This is a genomic window from Streptomyces sp. BJ20 (assembly GCF_022869105.1).
Classification (GTDB): domain Bacteria; phylum Actinomycetota; class Actinomycetes; order Streptomycetales; family Streptomycetaceae; genus Streptomyces; species Streptomyces griseoincarnatus.
Genome location: NZ_CP094918.1, coordinates 3,814,601 through 3,835,004, shown reverse-complemented (window position 1 = coordinate 3,835,004; position 20,404 = coordinate 3,814,601). Strand labels below are relative to the sequence as shown.

The window sequence follows — 20,404 nt, the reverse complement described above, 5'->3', positions numbered from 1 at the left end:
GCTCACGTAGGCAAAGCCTTCCGCCCGATCCCGAGGGAGCTTCGCATGTCTGAACGCAACACCGTCATCCGCAGCCTGCACGATGTCGGTCTGGCCGCCTGGTTCGGGGGCTCGCTGATGGGTGCCGTGGGCCTCAACGGCGCGGCTCAGGACGAAGGAAGCACGGAGACGAGCCGAGACCGGATCTCCTCGTCAGGCTGGGCCAGGTGGACGCCGGTCAACGCCGCCGCGATCGGAGCCCACCTGTTCGGCGGGGGCGGGCTGCTCGCCGTGAACGCGCACCGTGTAGCCACCCAGCAGGGTGTGGGCGCCTCCACCGCGGCCAAGACCGTCGTCACCGCCGCGGCCCTGGCTGCCACCGCCTACGCCCGTGTCCTGGGCAAGAAGGTCGAGCTGGCCTCCTCCACCGATCCTGGTGACGCCGAAAAGGCCGAGAAGCACCCGATCGACCTCGACAAAGTACGGCGCCAGCTGAGTGCCGTCCAGTGGGCGGTGCCGGCCCTGACCGGATGCCTGGTGGTGCTCAACGCCCTGCATGGCGAACAGCAGCGCCCGACGGAGCAGATCCCCGGTATGTGGGAACGGGCCCGTTCCATGACCCACCTGATGCAGTAGCGCACGCAGGAGGGGCCGGCAGGGCCGCAGCGGCAGAACCAGACCGCCTGGTGCTCCAGTCAGGAGTCTTCACCTGAGCTGGTCGGCTTCCTTGTCGCGGGCATGGTCGGGAGGGCAAGCTGATCTGCGGGCCGACGAGTTGGGGGTCGGTGTCCGCCCCCTGGCGGCGCACCTTGCCGGCCACGGAGCGGGCGCGCGACCCGCTCACCGTGCGCCGGGGCGACTACTGGCGTTCCCCGATCGCCCAACTCCCGCTTCAGCGCACCTGACCTCTTGACGTATCGACTGGCGGACCGAAGAATTCACGCCATCGCCTGACAACGTTGTCTGACCGAGAGGTGCCGTACGTGCTGCCGAGATCCCCCTTGGACCGTCGCCGCTTCATCCAGCTCCTCGGCGCCACGAGCGCGCTGGCCGCCCCGCCTCTCGCCGTCGGCAGCGGTACGGCTCAGGCCCACGGACGACACCGGAGCCACACGGCGTCCGACCCGGTGGCGGACATCTATCACCGCGTGCTGCTGAACCACACGCGTTGGACGGAAACCCAGTGGGACGCGGCCCGCGGCTATTACACGGACAAGGATTTCGGCTTCGCCGTCGTCCTCGGTCATGCGGTCCTGCTCACCCGCGGCAGCTTCGACGAGGTCCGGGCGGGGACGGAGAAGCAGGTCCTCAAGGATCGGACGACAGCGACCATCAAGCACTTCGCCGCGTCCAACAGACTGACGGGCGGCACGCAATGGGGCCGGAGACTGTTCTTCGACACCACGTTCCAGCTGTACTTCGTTCTCGCCGCGCGGCTGCTGTGGGACGACCTCGACGAGACCACTCGCTCCCGTGTCGACACCATCGCCCGTGAACAGGCCGCGTACACCACCGCGTTGGGCACAGGGAACGACCCGGCCTCGGGCGGCTGGACCCCTCGGGGCCTGCTCGGCGGCCACGAAGGAGACACCAAGCTCGAGGAGATGGGTGTCTACGCGCAGTCCCTGGCCCCGGGGCTGGCCTGGGCGGCGGACGACCCACGGCACGGTGACTGGGCCACAACCTTCGGTGCGTGGTCGCGCAACGAGGCCGGACTGCCCCAGGCGGACCTGGCGAACCCGGCGCGCGTGGACGGGGCACCCGTCTCGGACAACACCGCCCGCAACCTGTACGACACCTTCATCGTCGAGAACCACGGCTCGTTCGGCCCCCACTACCAGGAGGAACTGTGGCGCACATCGGGCCGTAACGCCGCCCACTTCATCGCCGCGGGCCGGCCGCTGCCCCAGGTGCTCACCAACCAGCCGAACGCCGATCAGCTGTGGAGCACCCTCCTCGGTGTGATGAGCGACGCCGGTGAGCCGCTGATGCCGATGGTCGACGACCGGGAGCACCTCTACGGCCGTGACGTCATCCCGCTCGCGTTCCTCGCCCAGGTGATGGGGGACAGGGCTGCCGCGCGGGCGGAAGTCGCCTTGGCGGAGCGCCTGGAGGCCTACCAGAGTTACCCGCCGGAATTCCGGATCGCGAAGTTCTCGGGCGAACCGAAGTACGAGCCGGAAGCCCGCGCGGAAGTCGCCATCAGCTACCTCCTGCACCTGTGGGCGAACGAACAGGGCCGAACGGTCCGCCCCCTCTCCACGGACGAACTGTTCGAACACGCTGCGGGCGTCACCGACTTCGGCCCCGGACCCGGCCTGGTGTCGCACCAGACGCCCGGGGCATGGGCGGGTGCCGTGACCAAGCCCGGCTTCGTGAAGTTCGCCTGGCAACCCGGCCACGACGACTGGCTCTTCAAGCTCAGCGGGTCCACGCCGATGTTCCTGCCGACGACATCCCTCAAGGTGGCGCAACGCCAGGTGCGGACCTACCGCAGGAGCCGGGACGGATTCGACGGCAACGCCACGATGCTCCAAGTGGGCTCCGGATACGCCGGATTCACCACGCTTCCCACCGGTGCCGTCGTGTACGCGACGTCGGGTGTCGCTGCGGGGGAGGGACACCTGGAGATCCACAATCTGACGATGCCGGGCGTGCCCGGCCTGACCGGGGCGCGAACCTACCGCTTCGCCGAGGGAAGCGCCACGGTCGCCTCGGCCGACTCCCAGCCGGCCACGTCGGCCGCGCGTGTCGACGAGGTGACGTTCGCGCGCACCGAGGTGCGGCATCTGCGCATGCTCGGTGTGCGACCCGACCCGACCTACGGATACTCGCTCTTCGCGTTCGAAGCACGCGACGGCGCGGACGGCGCCGATCTGGCCCGGACCGGTAGGGCAACCGCCTCCTCCCACGACACCGGCAGGGAGCCGGCGCTGGCGGTGGACGGCAGCACGACCACCCGGTGGGCGGTGTCACGGGGCGACCGCCCCCGGGCGGACAGCTGGCTGGCTGTGGACCTCGGTGCTCCGCACGCGGTGGACCGGGTCACCCTGCGCTGGGAGGCCGCCGCGGGGCGCGCCTACACGGTGCAGCGGTCGGCCGACGGAGTCCAGTGGGAGGACCTCGCCTCCTGGCCGGTGCCCGACGTCACCAGCCGGGGCGGATGGCTGGACGTCGACGGCCGCGCGGGCCTGGTGGTGCGTGGCGCCGCCTCCGGCCTGACGGTCCACCAGGACGAGATCATCCTTGCCGACGGCCCGGCCGCACCCCTTCTGGTCGAGGGACTCCCCGGCGCCTCGCCCCGCATCCTGAGCGAACGGGCGGCGGCCCCCGCGCCACGAACGGACTCTGGAACCGTCCGCGCCGCCCTCACCGACGATCACCTCAGCCTGTTCAACTTGTCGGACGAGTCCGTCACGACGCGCGTCGAGGTACCGCAGACAGGGCTCGCGAGGCTGCTGTTCGAGGGAGTCCAGACCCTCACCGACGGCGGCACCGCCTACGACGCCGAACTCGACGCGGCGGAAGCCCGGCTGCTGCCGCCACGGCTGACCGTACGCCCGCTCAACGGCCGTCCTCTGCCGACGGGTCTGCGGGCGCGCGTGGTCGACGGCACGACGGTCGAACTCACGGGGCCCGCCTGCCGCGTGCAGGTGACCGCCCAAGGGCGCAATGAGGTGGTGGTGGTCCGCGTGGGCCGCACCACGACGGTCACCGTGAAGCGGGCCACGGCCTACCCTCTGCGTGATCTGGCACTGGGGTGCACGGTGTTCCCGACCAGCCCGTTGCCGCCGGGCATGTCGGACCCGTCCGCCGCTGTCGACGGCGATCCGGCGACCGCGTGGACGCCCGGCCCGAACGGCCGGCTGGTCGTCGACCTCGGCGCCCGGCTCCGTGTCCGCGACATCCGCACGGAATGGACGAACGGCCACGTACCGGGACTGCGCGTCGAGTTCAGCAGTGACGGCCTCACCTACACCCCGGCCGGTCAGCTCACGGGCCGTGGCCGCGACCGGCACCTCAGCACGGACATCACCGCCCGCTACGTGGCCCTGGCAACCGACGCGGGACACGAGGGCGGTGGCCGCCTGATCCACCTGTCCCTGCAGTGACACCAGGCCCGCTCCAGGCCGATGGTTCAATTCGACGGTGTCGCTCTTCCCGCTCTACTCGCGGTCTTGACAGGGCTACCCGCCGACGCAACCGTTGAGAGCGCTCTCATTGACGCCATGTACACGAGGAGAACGGATGCGCCCTTCGCGTTGGTACGCCGGTGCCGTTCCGCTGGGGCTCGTCGGCCTCCTCGCACTCGGGCAGGCCTCGATCGCCGCCGAGCCGGACGAGCGGCCTACCGACCGGCGCGCCCAGGAGACGGACGGAGACGCGGCGAAGCGGGCAGTGGCCGTGTCGGATCAGCCCTCGACGCTGGGGCGCTCCCTGGTGGGCGGGGCGGACCCGACCGTGATCAAGGTGGGCGACCTGTACGTCTCGGCCAAAGCCGTGGACGGCGGGATAGCGGTGCGCACGGCCGCAACCCCGGAGGCCGTGGCCACCGCGCCCAAATACCAGGTGTGGCGCGACACTGCCGGTCTGGGCGAGGTGTGGGCGCCGGAGATCGTGCACCACGACGGCCAGTACCGGATCTACTTCGCCGCCGGTCGGGGCGCTGCCCACCGGATGTACCACATAGGGTCGGCCAACCCGACGTCCGGCTACTCCGCGGCCGTCAAGGTGTCCCTGCCCGGCGACAAGTGGGCCATCGACGGGGTGCCCTTCACCTACAACGGGCAGCGCTGGTTCGTGTGGTCGGGCTGGTCCGGCGACACCAACGTCGAACAGAACCTCTACATCGCGCGAATGAGCAGCCCCACCGCGGCCACCGGCGGGCGGTACGTCATCTCGCAGCCGCGCGAGCCCTGGGAGCGGGTCGTGGGCAACCCGTACATCAACGAGGCTCCCCAGCCTGTCGTCGATCCCTCCGGGCGGCTGCACGTCGTCTACTCCGCGAACGGCAGCTGGAGTGACAAGTACTGCATCGCCGACTTGCGGCTGCGGGCGGGCGGCGACCCCACGTACGTCTGGGACTGGTACAAGAGCAACGGCTGCCTCTTCGGTTCGCACGCGCCGTCCATGATGTCCGGCTGGACTCCGACCGTGAACGTCAACGGACCCGGCCACCACTCGTTCATCCTGCCCCGGGGCGACGTCAACGCCGCTCCGCCCTCCGGAAACCGCTTCCCCACCCTGTACCACGCGGTCGCCAAGGGCACCCCGTACTCGTGGTCCAACCGCTACTGGTACTCCGGTACAGCGGTCTGGTGGAGCAACACCACCTACCGGCGCGCCAACGTTCCCGGCAGTACGACCGATGCGGGCTACAGCCTGAAGTTCTTCGAGTAGGCAGGCCAGTTGCCCTGTTCCCACGCTACTCAGCGGTTCCGAGGTGGAGCCGAGGAGCTTCCGGGAGAGTGGGGCGCCCCAGATCCCAAGGTCGGCTTGAGGTGCACCGTCCGGGGCTGGTCTGCCGCGCTCATGGTCCGTGTCTCTGTCACGACCGGGCCCCCGGTGAGCGCGCTGCCGCACCCTCCGTACCGGCGACCTTCACACCCCTGTCACGCGCCCCTTCCTCGGCGTTTGGTGCCCCTGAAACACTCCTTCCGCGCAGATTCCGTCATCTCCCGGTCGTCCGCACCTCAGGATGAGAGGCTTGTCCTACATGTCCGAAGTAAACCGGCGTCGCTTTCTTCAACTCGCGGGGGCCACCACGGCCTTCAGCGCCCTGTCCGCCAGCATCCAGCGCGCCGCGGCCCTGCCGGCGAACCACCGCACCGGGTCGATCGAGGACGTCGAGCACATCGTCGTCCTCATGCAGGAGAACCGCTCCTTCGACCACTACTTCGGCACCCTGAGAGGCGTCCGCGGCTTCGGCGACCCCCGCCCGGTCACCCTGGGCAACGGCAAACCGGTCTGGCACCAGGAGAAGGCCGGCAAGGAGCTCCTGCCCTTCCACCCGGACGCCGACGACCTCGGCATGCAGTTCCTGGAGGGCCTGCCGCACTCCTGGCCGGACGGCCAGCAGGCCTACAACGGCGGCAGGTACGACCGGTGGGTGCCCGCCAAGGGCACCACGACGATGGCGTACCTGACCCGCGAGGACATCCCCTTCCACTTCGCCCTCGCAGACGCCTTCACCGTCTGCGACGCCTATCACTGCTCGTTCATCGGCTCCACCGACCCGAACCGCTACTACATGTGGTCCGGCTACACGGGCAACGACGGCAGCGGCGGCGGCCCGGTCCTGGACAACGCCGAACTCGGCTACGGCTGGACCACCTACCCCGAGCGCCTGGAGCAGGCCAGCATCTCCTGGAAGATCTACCAGGACATCGGCGACGGTCTGGACGCGGCCGGCTCCTGGGGCTGGATCCAGGACGCCTACCGCGGCAACTACGGCGACAACTCCCTGCTGTACTTCGACAAGTACCGCAACGCCCGGCCCGGCGACCCCTGGTACGACAAGGCCCGCACCGGCACCGACGTCAAGAACGGCGACGGCTACTTCGACCACCTGCGCGCCGACGTCAAGGCCGGAAAGCTGCCCCAGATCTCCTGGATCGCCGCTCCCGAGGCCTTCTCCGAGCACTCCAACTGGCCCTCGAACTACGGCGCCTGGTACATCGCGCAGGTCCTGGACGCCCTCACCTCCAACCCCGAGGTCTGGTCGAAGACGGCCCTGTTCATCACCTACGACGAGAACGACGGCTTCTTCGACCACGTCGTGCCGCCGCTGCCGCCGAAGGACGCCTCCCGCGGCCTGTCCACCGTCGACGTCACCCCCGACCTCTTCCCGGGCGACGGCCGCAAGACGGCCGGCCCCTACGGGCTGGGCCCGCGCGTGCCGATGCTGGTCGTCTCGCCCTGGAGCAGGGGCGGCTACGTCTGCTCCGAGACCCTCGACCACACCTCGATCCTGCGTTTCATGGAACGCCGCTTCGGCGTGCGCGAGACGAACATCTCGCCGTGGCGCCGGGCGATCTGCGGTGACCTGACGGCCGCGTTCGACTTCTCCCGCAAGGACGCGCGCCCGGCCTCGCTGCCCGGCACCGACGCGTACGAGCCGCAGGACCGCGAACGCCACCCCGACTACAGGCCCACCCCGCCCGCCGACCCGCGCATGCCCCGGCAGGAGCGCGGACTGCGCCGCTCCCGGCCGCTGAAGTACGCCCCGCACGTCGACGCCTCCGTCGACGTGGCCGCCGGGAAGCTCACCCTCACCTTCGCCTCCGGGCCGAAGGCCGGCGCCGCCTTCCACGTCACCTCCGGCAACCGCGCCGACGGTCCCTGGACGTACACCACCGAGGCCGGTCGGACGCTCCGGGACACCTGGAACTCGGCGTACTCCGCGGGCTCCTACGACCTGACCGTGCACGGCCCCAACGGCTTCGTGCGCGTCTTCAAGGGTTCGAACAGCACGGCCGGCTGCGAGGTCACCGCCCGCGACCGGGGCGACGACATCGAGCTGACCTTCACCCACAGCGGCACCGGCACGGTCCGGCTGCGCATCGCCGACGGCTACGGCGGCAAGCCCTCGGCCGTCACGGTCCGCCCGGGCGGGACCGTGCGGCGGACCTTCGACCTCACCAGAAGCCGCCGCTGGTACGACCTGACCGTCACCGCCGACGGCGACAAGGCCTTCCTGCGCCGGTTCGCGGGGCACGTCGAGAACGGACAGCCAGGCGTGAGCGACCCGGCGATCATCACCGTGTAGCCGTGGGGGGTGCCCCGGATCGTGCGGCCGGGGCACCCACACCGGTCCGGCCGGGGCCGAGTCGGCCCCAGGACACGCCACATCGGCCCGGCTCACGCCCCGCGCTGCACGCGGCCCTTTTCAGCCGACGGCCGAACTGTGGCTGTTGCGGCAGCTCCCTCCTCGGGTTCTGTGGCCCGGCCGGCACGGTATCCGAGGTTCCGTTTGCCCGAACGGGCGCGTGAGTTGTCCACACCTCGGGGAGTGTGGCAAGGGGCGACAAGCCGTTGTGCGTGGCCGGCGGCGCATTCCGGAGGCGGTGTCGCCACTCCGCCGTAATTTGTTTGGATCGGGAGTTCTCCGTGCCCGAAATGAGCCCGGGTGCGGAACAGTTGGCGAGTTGCTGAGTTCACCTGACAAACTCTTGCCTCAGGGGGTGCCTCCCCTTAGTCTCTAAGGCGACCCCTCAAACGAACCCCCTCTTCGTACCGTGGAGGTTCCAGTGCCGCGCACTGCCCGAACGGGCTTCTCGTCACGGCAGGACTTACGGTTCGCCCCGCCTGTCCCGCCGTCGGCCGACAGGGCCGCGCCGCGGGATCGAATGGTCATGACAACGTTATCCAGGTGACCCGGACGACGGTCGCCTCGGCACCGCTTCCTCCGCTCACCCCGACCGCCCCGAGGACCCGGCGCCCGCCGCCGGCCCGGAGCGACGCGGACACCCGGCTCAGGCCACCGACGAGGTGGCGTGCCGTCACCGGGCGCTCGCCGACACTCAGGCACAGCCCACCGGTCCACTCCGCGTCCGCACACACTTCCCAGCCCCCCACGCGCAGGAAGAAGGACGGTACGTCCGTGGCGACCACGAGTTTCCCCGACGCCTCGCCCCGTAAGAAGAAGGCCGCCGCTGCGGCTGTCCCGCCCCGCCGTGACCTGAGCGGCACACCGGACGGAGCCGGCCAGGAAGCCGCCTGCACGGCCCACGTGTCCCCCCGGACGCTGGCCGTCACAGCGGCGGAACCTGCATTCTCCCGGCAGTTCGGCCTGAGCGTCGACGAGATATGCGGACGCGGCCTGCTCGGCCTGCTCCGTTCCCCGGTTCCCGGACAATTGCGGGAACAGTTCACCGCGCTTTCCTCAGGGCGTTGCAGGAGATTCAAGGAAAGGGTGACGGGTCTCGACGGAGAGGGCCGGAATTTCCCGGCCGACATCACCGCGATCGCCGTCGGACAGCCCACGGGCGAAATCGTAGGTCTGGTCGTCCTTCTGCGCCGGGCCGAGCAGGCGGCCGGCGGCGGACCCGTACTCAGCGCTCTCGACGCGCAGGTACTGGAAGGTGTCGCGCGTGGTGAGTCCACGGTGCAGTTGGCCTCCCGTCTCTATCTGAGCCGTCAGGGAATCGAATACCGCGTCGGCCAGATGCTGCGGCGTTTCGACGCCCCCAACCGGCCCGCTCTGGTGGCGCGGGCGCACGCGCTCGGGATGTTCGCCCATGGACAGTGGCCGCCGCGGGTCCTCCCGGAGCGCGTGCGGTAGCGCGGCGTCGGGGCCTGCCGAGCCCCGCGACGGCGGCCGTGGCGGAGACACACCGCCACGGCCGCCGTCGTACGGGTGACGCCCGCCCCGGGGCGGGGCGGGCGTCACGCCGCCGAGGGCTGCCACGCCTCCTGGAACCGGCGGCGGGCCCGGAACAGACGCGAGCGGACGGTGCCCACGGGCAGCGCGAGCACCTCGGCCATCTCCTCCTCGTTCAGCCCGTAGGCGCGCAGGGTGAGGACCTGCCGGTGAGCCTGGGACAGCCGCTCCAGCACGTCACTGATGTGCACCGCGTCCAGGGGATTGGTCTCCTCCTGCGAGTCCACCTCGGAGCAGCAGCTCTCCGCTCCGTAGCGCCTGGCGGTGCGGATGGCCTCGCGGACCGTCACCGAGCGCACCCAGCCGTAGAACGCCGCCGGCTCCCGCAGGGAACCCAGACCGCGGTAGACGGCGAGCAGTGCCTCCTGCGTGGCGTCGGCACCGTCGTCGTGGGTGATGGACCTGCAGATGCGCGCGACATAGGGAGTGATGGCGGTGAGCAGGTGGTTCATCGCGTGCTCGTCGCCGGCCTGGGCCCGGGGGAGCAGCGTCAGGGGGGAGGGCAGTTCGCTGACGGTCGTCATGGCGGACGGAGGTTCCTTACACAGCCGGGCGGGCGGGGGGCGGAAGGGCGAGCGGGCGGGGCTCAGCCGGTGGCGTGGGCGAGCTTCGGTTCCACCACGTCCGTGAAACGCAGCAGCCCCGCGCGCACGTCGTCGCGGAACGCCCGCATGAAGGACGGGCTGTAGCAGGCGGTGGAGTGCGGGAACTCGACGGAGAGCCGGCCCTCGAAGGAGACCACGCACGCCATGACGGGGCTGCGTCCCGCCTGGGGGAAGTAATGCTCGCGGGCCGGAACGAGGCGCACGTCGGCAGCCCGCAGCCCGTCCGGCAGCCGCGGACCGGGGACCACGCCCATGTTCGTGGCGATCACCGTGGCCAGTTGCAGCGCGGGATTGCGGGGGATCTCCGGCGTGATGCGCATCTCGTGGAAGTGGTCGCCGCGGGCCAGGAAGTCGCCCAGCCGGGTGTGCACGGCGCGGGCCAGCTCGAGCGGCTGGGAACGCGCCGAGACTTCCACGGTCTGCAGGTGGGTGGTGACCGCGGGGACGAGGTCGGAGGCGGGCACCGGCGGGGTGAGTCGCGCACGCAGGTCGACGGGGGAGAGGCAGCCGAGCGTGCGCGCCCCGTCGTCCCCGGCCAGGCGCCGGCGGGCGGTCACCAGCAGCGTCGCGGCGATCAGGGCGTGCACGGAGACACCCGAGGCGCGCGCCGTACCGCGCAGCCGGGAGGTGAGGTCCGTGTCCAGGGTCAGCCGTCGGACCTCGATGTGCCCGTCCGGGGCGGCACCCTCACCGTCCGCGGCGTCGTACGGGACCAGTTCCACCGGGTGGCGCCGTACGTCCTCCAGCCGGCCGTCGAGGTACTTCGCCGTGTCGGCCTCGTCGGCCGGAGGCAGCCGTCGGCTCACGGGCTCGGGCCAGCGCGGGAGTTCCGCAGCGGCGATGTCGTCGGTGGTGCCTTCGACCAGCGCCCGGTAGCGGTTCCACAGCGCGTTGTGCACCGCGATGCTGCTGTGGCCGTCGGTGATGGTGTGGTCGATCACCAGCACGAACAGGTGGCTCCGGCCGTCCGGCGCGCTGACCAGGACGGCACGGCTGAGCGGGCCGCCGACCGGCAACGGCCTGTTCAGCTCCGCCGCGTAGGCCTCGTCCTCGTCACCGGTTCTGGTGATCAGCCGGGGCCGCTCGTCCGCGCCGAGGACACGCAACACGTGCCCGTCACCGTCCTGTTCGATGCGGGAGCGCAGCGGCGGGTTGGCCTCCGTCAGGGCGTCGAACGCGGCGGACAGCGCCGCGGGGTCCACCGGTCCACGCAGAGCGCAGGACAGCACGGCCCTGCTTCTCTGGCCCACGTAGAGCCTCTCGACCGGACACAGCGCACGGTGCATGCCGTCAGCCTTCTTTCCGTCGTTCGTTCCGGAAATGCACGGCCCCGGACACAGCTGCCACCGCGGCGGTACGCGGGGAGGTCGGGGGCTGTTCGAGAGTGCACGGCCGACCGCGGCCGAAGCCAGCGGAGAGCCCTGCGCGCGGTGAAGTCGCGTGATTTCCCTAGAAGTTGCGTGTCGGTGCGCACTCCCCGGCACCCCGAAATTCAGGGAAACCCCTGAACCGGCGCCCCGGGAGCCGGTTCACCTTGACCCCGCCGGTGCCGGTGCAGCACCGTGCTGTGCCGTGAACCGGGGCAGGTGACGTGGTCCCCCTGACCTCGGCGTGCGGTCCCTTTCCCCGCCCCGTGGGCCGTCGGCCCGGCGCGTATCCACCCGCGCGGGCGGCAAGTGGGGTGGCCGCACCCGTCCGATCCGGCCGGGCCTTCGCCGTCCGGGACATCTACGGCTTGCCACGTGAGGGTTGCGCTATGTCACTCCAGGAGGACGCACGTCGACCGCTGTCCGGAGCCCAGGAGGGCCTCTGGTACGCCGGACGGCTCGCACCGGACAGTGCCGCGTACAACACCGCGGAGGCCGTGGAGATCCACGGACCCCTCGACACCGCCCTGTTCGAGACCGCGCTGCGGCGCGTCGTCGCCGAGGCCGACACCTTCGCCCTGCGTTTCGCCGACACCGACGACGGCCCGCGCTGCCATGCCGCGCCGGACGCGGACGACTGGCCCCTCCACCGGGTCGACGTCCGCGGCGCCGGGGACCCCGAGGCCGCCGCGTGGGAGCACGTCCGCACCGACCTCGCGACCCCCGCAGACCTGGAGAAGGGCCCCCTCTTCGCGCACACCCTGCTGACCCTGGCGCCCGACCGCCACCTCTGGCTGCTGAGGGCACATCACCTGCTCCTGGACGGTTACAGCTACAAGCTCCTCGGGCGCCGCCTGGCCGACACGTACAACGCCCTGGCACAGGGCCGCGAACCGGAGCCCAGCGGCTTCGCACCGGTGAGCCGGCTCCAGGAGGAGGAGGCGGCCTACCTGGCCTCCGCGCGGCACGCCCAGGACCGTGACCACTGGGCGCGGCGCCTGGCCGACCTGCCCGAGCCCGCCCGGCTCACCTCCCGCACGGCGGCCCCCACGGCGCCCTTCCTGCGCCGCACCGCCGAACTGACGCGCGCCGAGAGCGAAGCGCTCGACGCCGCGGCGGCCCGCCTCGGGGTCCGGCGCACCGACCTGCTCACCGCCGCGACCGCCGCCTATCTGCACCGGATGACCGGCGCCGAAGACCTGGTGCTGGGGATGGCCACGATGAGCCGCCTCGGCAGCGCCGCCCTGCGCACCCCGGGCACCGCCTCCGACGTCCTCCCGCTGCGAGTGGCAGCCGCCCCCGGCACGACCGTCGTGGAGCTGGTCCGGGCCGTCGCCGGTGAACTGAAGGCCCTGCGCCGCCACCAGCGTTACCGGGGCGAGTTCCTCCGCCGCGACCTGGGCCTGCTGGGCACCGGACGCCGGCTGTACGGACCGGTGCTCAACATCGTCCCGTTCGACGAGTCCCCGGTCTTCGCCGGACACCCCACCACCTGGCACCACCTGTCCGGCGGAGCCGTCGACGACTTCCAGATCTCGGTACGCCCCGGACCCCGCGGCGGCGGCCTGTGGCTGGCCTTCGACGCCAATCCCGCCCTGTACGAGGAGGACGAACTCGCCTTGCACCGCGAGAGGTTCCTCGCGGTGCTGCACCGGCTGGCCGCGGCCGAACCGGTGACGCCGCTGGGCGACCTGGACGTCCTGCTGCCGGGTGAACACCCCCGCGACACGCCCGTCCGCACCTTCCCGGCCGAGCGGACCCTCACGGAACTGTTCGAGGCGCGGGTGGCGGCAGGGCCCGAGCGGACGGCCGTCAGCCACGGGCACGAACGGCTCACGTACGCCGCGCTCAACACCGAGGCCAACCGGCTCGCCCGCCTGCTGACCGCGCACGGCGCGGGGCCCGGCCGGATCGTGGCGCTCGCCCTGGAACGCGGCCTGCGACTGCTGCCGGCCCTGCTGGCCGTCCTCAAGACCGGCGCCGCCTATCTGCCCCTGGACCCCGGCCAGCCGGCCGAGCGACTGCGGCTGGTCGTCGAGGACGCGGCCCCCGTGGTGCTGGTCACCGAACAGACCCACGCCCACCTGGCCCACGACTCCGTCCCCGCCGTGCTGCTGGACGACCCGCAGGTGACCGCGGACCTCGCCCGCCGTTCCGGCGCCGACCTGACCGACGCCGAACGGCACGGCCCGACCAGCCCCTCCGACACCGCGTACATCATCCACACCTCCGGCTCCACCGGCCGCCCCAAGGGCGTGCCCGTGCCGCACGCCAACGTCGTACGGCTCTTCGCCGCCGCGGCCGAGCACTTCGACTTCCGTGCCGACGACGTGTGGACGCTGTTCCACTCCTACGCCTTCGACTTCTCCGTGTGGGAGATCTGGGGCGCCCTGCTGCACGGCGGCCGGCTCGTCGTCGTGCCCTACGCGGTCAGCCGCTCTCCGCGCGAGTTCCTGGCTCTGCTGCACCGGGAAGGCGTCACCGTCCTCAACCAGACGCCGTCCGCGTTCGAGCAGCTCGTCGACGCCGACGCGGAACACGGAGGCGACGCAGGGGCGTTGCGCTACGTCGTCTTCGGCGGGGAGGCCCTGCGCCCGGCGCGGCTGCGCCCCTGGACCGAACGGCACGGCCTGGACCGCCCGGCGCTGGTGAACATGTACGGCATCACCGAGACCACCGTGCACGTCACCCACCACCGGCTCACCGCGGCCGACCTGGACGACCCGCGCCGCGCCGGCGTCATCGGCACTCCGCTCGCCGACCTCCGGGTCCACCTGCTGGACGCCACGGGACGCCCGGTGCCGCCCGGCGCGACCGGCGAGATGTACGTCTCCGGCGCCGGTGTCGCCACCGGCTACCTGCACCGGCCCGAACTGACCGCCGAACGCTTCCTCGAGGACCCCTACGGCCCGCCCGGCACCCGCATGTACCGCTCGGGCGACCTGGCCCGGCGCCGCCCCGACGGCACCCTCGACTACCTCGGCCGCGCCGACGCCCAGATCCAGCTGCGCGGCTTCCGCGTCGAACCCGGCGAGATCGAGGCCGTCCTCGCCGCCCACTCCGGCGTCACCCGCGCCGCCGTCGTGCCCCGCCACGCCGGCAATGGCGCCCTGCACCTCGTCGCCTACGCCGTCCCCTCCGGCGACGCACCCGTGAGCCCCGCCGACCTGCGCGCCCACGCCGCCGCCCACCTGCCCGACCACATGGTCCCCGCCGCCTGCGTCCCGGTGGACGCACTGCCGCTGACCGCGAACGGCAAGCTCGACGTCCAGGCCCTGCCCGACCCCGACTTCACCACCGCCGCGTCCGGCACCCGCCCCGCCACGCCCGAACAGGCGCAGGTGTGCGCCCTGTTCGAGGACGTGCTGCAGCTGCCGCGGGACTCCGTGGGGGTGGAGGCCGGTTTCTTCGACCTGGGCGGCGACTCCCTGCTCGCCACCCGACTGCTGGCCCGTCTGCGGCACGAGACCGGTGCGGAGATCCCCATCACCGCGCTGTTCGAGACGCCGACCCCGGCCGCGCTCGCCCGGCGGCTCGCCGTACGGGCACACGATGCCCCGCCCCGGCCCGTTCTCGGCGACATCGCGCGCCCCCGGCGGGTGCCGCTGTCCTTCGCGCAGGAACGCATGTGGTTCCTGCACCGGCTCGACGAGGGCGCGGCCACCTACCACATCCCGCTCCTCGTCCCCGTCGGGCCCGACCTCGACGCGGAGGCGCTCGAGACGGCCCTCGGCGACCTGGCCGACCGGCACGAAAGCCTGCGCACGGTGATCGCCGAGCACGACGGAGTGCCCTACCAGCGCATCCTGGCGCCGGGAGAGCTGCGCCCGGTGCTGCGGCGGATCGACTGCCCCGCCACGGAGACCGCCGCCCATGTGACCGCCGCGCTGCGGCGCCGGTTCGACCTGACCGCCGAAAGCCCTCTCGCGGCCTGGCTGCTGGGCACCGGCACCGAGCGGATCCTGCTGTTCGTCCTGCACCACGGCGCCGCCGACGGCTGGTCGCTCGGCCCCTTCGCCGCCGACCTGTCCGCCGCCTACGCGTCCCGCCGCCGGGGGCGGGCCCCCGACTGGGCCCCGCCGGCGGTGCAGTACGCCGACTACGCGCTCTGGCAGCGCGCCCTGCTGGCCCCCGGACCCGACGGCCCCGGCCGGATCGAGCGGCTCACCGCCCACTGGCGCACCGCGCTGGACGGCCTGCCCGAGGAGTGCACCCTCCCCGGCGACCGGCCACGGCCCCCGGCACCGCGCGGCGGCGGCGCACACGTCGAACTCGCCGTCGACCCCGCCCTGCACCGTGCCCTGCTGCGTCTGGCCGACCGCGAGGGCGCCAGCCTGTTCATGGTGCTGCACGCCGCCGTCAGCGCACTCCTCACCCGCTGCGGGGCCGGCGAGGACATCGTTCTCGGCACTCCCGTGGCGGGCCGCACCGAACCCGGCCTCGACCCCCTGATCGGCCTGATCGCCAACACCCTGGTGCTGCGCGCCGACACCTCCGGCGACCCCGCCTTCCGGGACCTCCTCGCCCGGCTGCGCACCGCCGACCTGGCCGCCCTGGACCACCAGGACCTGCCCTTCGACCGGCTGGTGGAGGACCTCAACCCGCCCCGCACACCCGGCCGTCACCCTCTGTTCCAGGTGATGCTCGCCCTGCAGAACAACAAGCCGGGCGTCCTCGAACTCGACGGCACCCGCACCGAGTTGCGGCCCACGGCGACCGGCACCGCCAAGTTCGACCTCTTCGTGGACGTCCTGGAGCGCCATGGCCCCGAGGGCACGCCTGACGGTCTGACGCTGCACGTCGAGTACGCCACCGACCTCTACGACGCCGGCACGGCCGAGGCGTTCGCCCGCGCGCTGCACGACGTCCTGAGCACGGTGAGCGCGGACCCCGCGACCCGCCTCGGGCAGCTGCCCGCGCTCCCCGAGCGCACCTCCGCCCCGGCCGCGGCCGATCCCGCCGTCCTTCATGACGCGGCCCTGTCCGTGCCCGGCATCCGCGACGCCCACGCCCTGCCCGGAGGTGGCGACGCCCCGCCGCGCCTCTACGTGGTGCCCGGGCGGTCCGACGCCGCCGAACGCGTCGAGGAGTTCCTGGACCGCCACGGCCACGGCTCCGTCCGCGTCACGGCGGTCAACGTCCTGCCCCGGGCCGAGGACGGCACCGTCGACAGTGCGGCACTGCGCGCCCTGCCCGCCGTCGACGCGACCGCCGCCCGCACCTGGCGGGAGCGGCTCGCCCAACTGCCCGGCGTCACCACGGTCGACGTGTCGGTCGAGGACGCCCCCGAGGAACTCGACCGCCGCCACACCGGACTGCCCGACCGCTCCGCCGAAGCCGCTCCCGCCGCCCGCACCGCGGAAGCCTCCGGCGTTCCGGCCGTCAGCGAAGGCCCCGCCCTCGCCGAGCCGTCCGTGCCCAGCTGGGCCGAGGCCCTGCGCCGCGCCGCCGCACGGGACCGGGGCGACATCGTCCACGTCCACGCCGACGGCAGCGAGCACCGGCGCACCTACGCGTCCCTCATCCCGGAGGCCTCCCGCGTCCTGGCCGGACTGCGCCGGGCCGGACTGCGCCCGGGCGACCAGGTCATCCTCCAGTGCGACGTCACCGAGGACTTCCTCGCCGTGCTGTGGGGCTGCGTCCTCGGCGGCTTCGTCGCCGTCCCGCTGACCGTCCCCGCCTCCTACGACACCCCCTCCGCGGCGCTGACCAAGCTGGAGGGCATCTGGCGGATGCTCGGCCGCCCCTGGATCGTGTGCTCCGCCGGCCGCGAGGCCGGTCTGCGCGCGGTCGCCGCCCGTCAGGACTGGCCCGGGCCGCGCATCACCACCGCCGACGCCCTGCGCGAGGCGCCCGAGGACCACGACTGGCACCCCGCCGGACCGGACGACCTCCTGCTGATGCTCATGACGTCCGGCAGCACCGGCCTGCCCAAGGCGGTGCGGCTCACCCACCGCAACGTGCTGACCCGATCGGCCGCCACCGAGCAGATGAACGGCCTCGGCGCCGACGACGTCTCCCTGAACTGGATACCGCTCGACCACGTCACCGGCGTGGTGATGTTCCACCTGCGCGACGTGTACCTGGGCTGCCGCCAGGTCCACGCCCCCACCTCCTGGATCCTGCAGGACCCCCTGCGCTGGATGGACCTCGCCGACCGGCACCGGGTCACCGTGACCTGGGCGCCCAACTTCGCCTTCGGGCTCCTCGCCGAACAGGCCCACCGCTTCACCGGCCGCGCCTGGGACCTGTCGCCGATGCGGCTGGTCATGAACGCCGGTGAGGTCGTCGTCGCCTCCGCCGCCCGCGCGTTCCTGCACACGCTCCAGCCCTTCGGCCTGCCGCAGGACGTGATGCACCCCGGCTGGGGCATGTCCGAGACCTGCTCCGTGGTCACCGACGCCGTCCTGCCCGCCGAACCCGTCCCGGACGAAGGGACGTTCGTCAGCTGCGGCCGGCCCTACCCCGGGTTCGCCATGCGGATCGTCGACGAACAGGGCACGGTCCTCACCGAGGGCGAGGCGGGCCGCTTCCAGGTCCGCGGCACCTCGGTGACCGGCGGCTACCACGACAACCCGGCGGCCAACGCCGAGGCGTTCACCGACGACGGCTGGTTCGACACCGGCGACCTGGCGTTCCTGCGCGACGGCGAGCTCCACATCACCGGCCGCGCCAAGGACGTCATCATCGTCAACGGCGTGAACCACTACAGCCACGAGATCGAGGCGTGCGTCGAGGAACTGCCGTACGCGGAGCGGAGCTTCACCGCCGCGGTCGCGGTGCGCACCGACCCCTCCTCACCCACCGACGAACTCGCCCTGTTCCTGCACCTCACCCCGGAGGCCACCGCCGACCCGGCCCGCGCCCTGCGCGAGATCGCCGGCAAGGTCACCCGGGAGATCGGTGTCAGCCCGTCCTTCCTCATCCCCGTGGCGCGGGACGCCGTCCCCAAGACGGAGATCGGCAAGATCCAGCGCACCAGGCTGCGCAAGGGCTTCGAGGCGGGCGACTTCGACGACGAGGTGCGCCGGACCCAACTGCTGCTGGGCACCGCGGCCACCGTCCCCGACTGGTTCCTGCGCCCGGTGTGGCAGCGCGCGGAACGCGCCGGTACCCGTCCCACGATGTCCGGCCGGCACACCCTCGTCCTCGCGGGCGGCGACCCGCAGGCCGGCGCGCTCGCGCAACGGCTCGCCGACGCGCTGCGCTCCGCCGGGGGCCTGTGCACGGTGGTCGGCGAGGGACCGTCGTACACCCGGACCGACGCCGCGCACTACCGCGTCCGGCCCGCCGAGGAGTCCGACTACGCCGCGCTGCTTGGCCGGCTGGAGCAGGACCAGCGGCCCGTCGACGCCGTCCTCCACCTCGACGGGTTCCGGGCAGGCCCCCCGGCGGCGCCGGACGACACGACGGGTGCGGAGCGGCTGCTCGCCTTCGTCCGGGCCCTCATCGCCCGGCCCGGCCGGCAGCGCCCCGTGGACCTGCTCCACGTGTCCGCGGGCGCCCACGCCGTCCGCCCCGGCGACCACCCCTCCCCGGCCCACGCCCTGGCCGGAGCGTTGCTCAAGTCGCTGACCGAGGAGTGCGGCTGGCTGCGGACCCGGCACGTCGACCTGCCACCGGGCGAGGGCACCGACCCGCTGGCCCTCCTGACGGCCGAGGCGGCCGCCGGCGCCGACGGCACGGACGTGGCGTACCGCGACGGGCTGCGCTACGAACGCCGCCTCGCCCCCCTGCCCGACAGCCCGTCCCGCACCGAGCCGCCCGCGCACGAGGGCTTCACCCTGCTCACCGGAGGCCTCGGCGGCGTCGGCACCGAGATCGCCGCCCACCTGCTGAGCACCCCGGGCACCCGGCTGCTCGTCCTCGGGCGCACCCCGGAGGACGAGGCCCACGCCCTGCCGCCGCTGCGGGAACGCGGGGACGTCCGCTACGCCCGCGCCGACGTCACCGACGAGGCCCGCGTCCGCGCCGCGGTCGAGGCCGCCACCGAGGCGTGGGGCGTGCCCCTGTCGTCGGTACTGCACCTGGCCGGGACGCTCGTGGAGCGCCCCGTCGGGGAACTGGACGTCCCCACCTGGCGCCAGGCGCTGGAGGCGAAGGTACGCGGCGCGTGGATCCTGCACCGCCTCACCGCCGACCACCCGGTCACCTCCTTCGTCACCTTCTCCTCGGTCAACGGCTTCTTCGGCGGCGCCATGAACGCCGCCTACGCCGCCGCCAACGCCTACCTGGACGCCCTCGCCGGGTACCGCCGTGGCCTCGGCCTGCCCGCGCAGTCGCTCGCCTGGAGCATGTGGCGCGAACGCGGCATCAGTCGCGGCTACGGTCTCACCGCGCTCACCGAGGCCCGGGGCTACCGGCTGCTCGACGTTCCCGCCGCGCTGCGCTCCTTCGACCTCGCCCGCACCCTCGACGAACCGCACCTGCTGATCGGCGCCGACCGCACCGCCCCCTGGGTGCGCAGCCACGTCGTGGCCCCCGTGCGCCAGACCCGCCGCCTGGCCGCGCGCGTCGGCCTGCGGGACGGCACCGACCTCGGCGCCCTGTACCGCGCCGTCACCGGCAGCGCCCGCGCGGCCGGCCTGTCCGACGACGGGTGGACGCTGAGCTCGGCGGGCACGAGCGCCCGCCCCGACGAGACGGAGACGGAAGACGGCCTGCGGCGGCTGGAGAGCCGGCTCGCCGAGGTGTGGTGCGACGTCCTGGGTCGCGACCGGGTGGGCCTGGACGACAACTTCTTCGACCTGGGCGGCAACTCCCTGCTCCTGGTCACTGCCCAGACCGCCGTGAACCGCGCCTTCGACAGCGAAGTGTCCGTGGTCGACCTGTTCGCGCACCCCACCGTCCGGGACCTGGCCCGCCACCTGTCTGCCACCGGCGCGGGCACGATGCCGGACACCGAGGTGCCCTCCCGGCCGGAGACCGGCGGCGACCTCGACCGCGCCCGGGAACAAGCACGCCGGCAACGTGCAGCCCGCGCCCGCCGCACCGCCCGTCAGGGCAAGGACCGCGGCCATGCGTGACCGGGCCGACGGCACACCGCACACCCACGAACCGGGAGAGGACGA

At 72.7% G+C, this 20,404-nt stretch carries 8 protein-coding genes; 6 read left to right on the top strand and 2 right to left on the bottom strand.

All coding sequences use genetic code 11. The annotated features are described in order from the left end of the window. Positions 1-45: 45 nt before the first annotated feature. The 5 genes from MTR79_RS17160 to MTR79_RS17140 all read left to right on the top strand — a co-directional run bounded on the left by MTR79_RS17160 (position 46) and on the right by MTR79_RS17140 (position 9,262). Positions 46-615 carry a hypothetical protein gene (locus MTR79_RS17160; protein ID WP_189364844.1) on the top strand — a complete coding sequence of 190 codons (570 nt, stop codon included), beginning with the start codon at positions 46-48 and terminating at the stop codon, positions 613-615. Between the two features lie 347 nt (positions 616-962). Next, positions 963-4,091 carry a discoidin domain-containing protein gene (locus MTR79_RS17155; protein ID WP_244791088.1) on the top strand — a complete coding sequence of 1,043 codons (3,129 nt, stop codon included), beginning with the start codon at positions 963-965 and terminating at the stop codon, positions 4,089-4,091. Between the two features lie 136 nt (positions 4,092-4,227). Then, complete coding sequence (locus tag MTR79_RS17150) at positions 4,228-5,379, top strand: glycoside hydrolase family 43 protein (RefSeq protein ID WP_244791085.1); 1,152 nt, start codon at positions 4,228-4,230, stop codon at positions 5,377-5,379. Positions 5,380-5,695: 316 nt separating this feature from the next. After that, a complete protein-coding gene (locus MTR79_RS17145) occupies positions 5,696-7,747 on the top strand; it encodes a phospholipase C, phosphocholine-specific (protein ID WP_244791083.1) in 2,052 nt (683 codons plus the stop codon). 834 nt (positions 7,748-8,581) lie between these two features. Beyond that, positions 8,582-9,262, top strand: a complete 681-nt coding sequence (locus MTR79_RS17140; RefSeq protein WP_189364847.1) for a LuxR C-terminal-related transcriptional regulator — start codon at positions 8,582-8,584, stop codon at positions 9,260-9,262. 104 nt (positions 9,263-9,366) lie between these two features. Here the strand turns inward: MTR79_RS17140 and MTR79_RS17135 are convergent, their stop codons facing one another. Both MTR79_RS17135 and MTR79_RS17130 read right to left on the bottom strand, forming a co-directional pair. Further along, positions 9,367-9,885 (bottom strand): RNA polymerase sigma factor, encoded by a 519-nt coding sequence (locus tag MTR79_RS17135; RefSeq protein ID WP_048460448.1) that lies wholly within the window; start codon positions 9,883-9,885, stop codon positions 9,367-9,369. Between the two features lie 62 nt (positions 9,886-9,947). Next, the gene (locus MTR79_RS17130; RefSeq protein WP_244791081.1) at positions 9,948-11,252 is read right to left on the bottom strand and encodes a condensation domain-containing protein; all 1,305 of its coding nucleotides are present in this window, start codon (positions 11,250-11,252) and stop codon (positions 9,948-9,950) included. A gap of 470 nt (positions 11,253-11,722) precedes the next feature. Here MTR79_RS17130 and MTR79_RS17125 point away from each other — a divergent pair, with 470 nt between their 5' ends. Further along, a complete protein-coding gene (locus MTR79_RS17125; protein WP_244791079.1) occupies positions 11,723-20,359 on the top strand; it encodes a non-ribosomal peptide synthetase in 8,637 nt (2,878 codons plus the stop codon). The last annotated feature ends 45 nt before the right edge of the window (positions 20,360-20,404 follow it).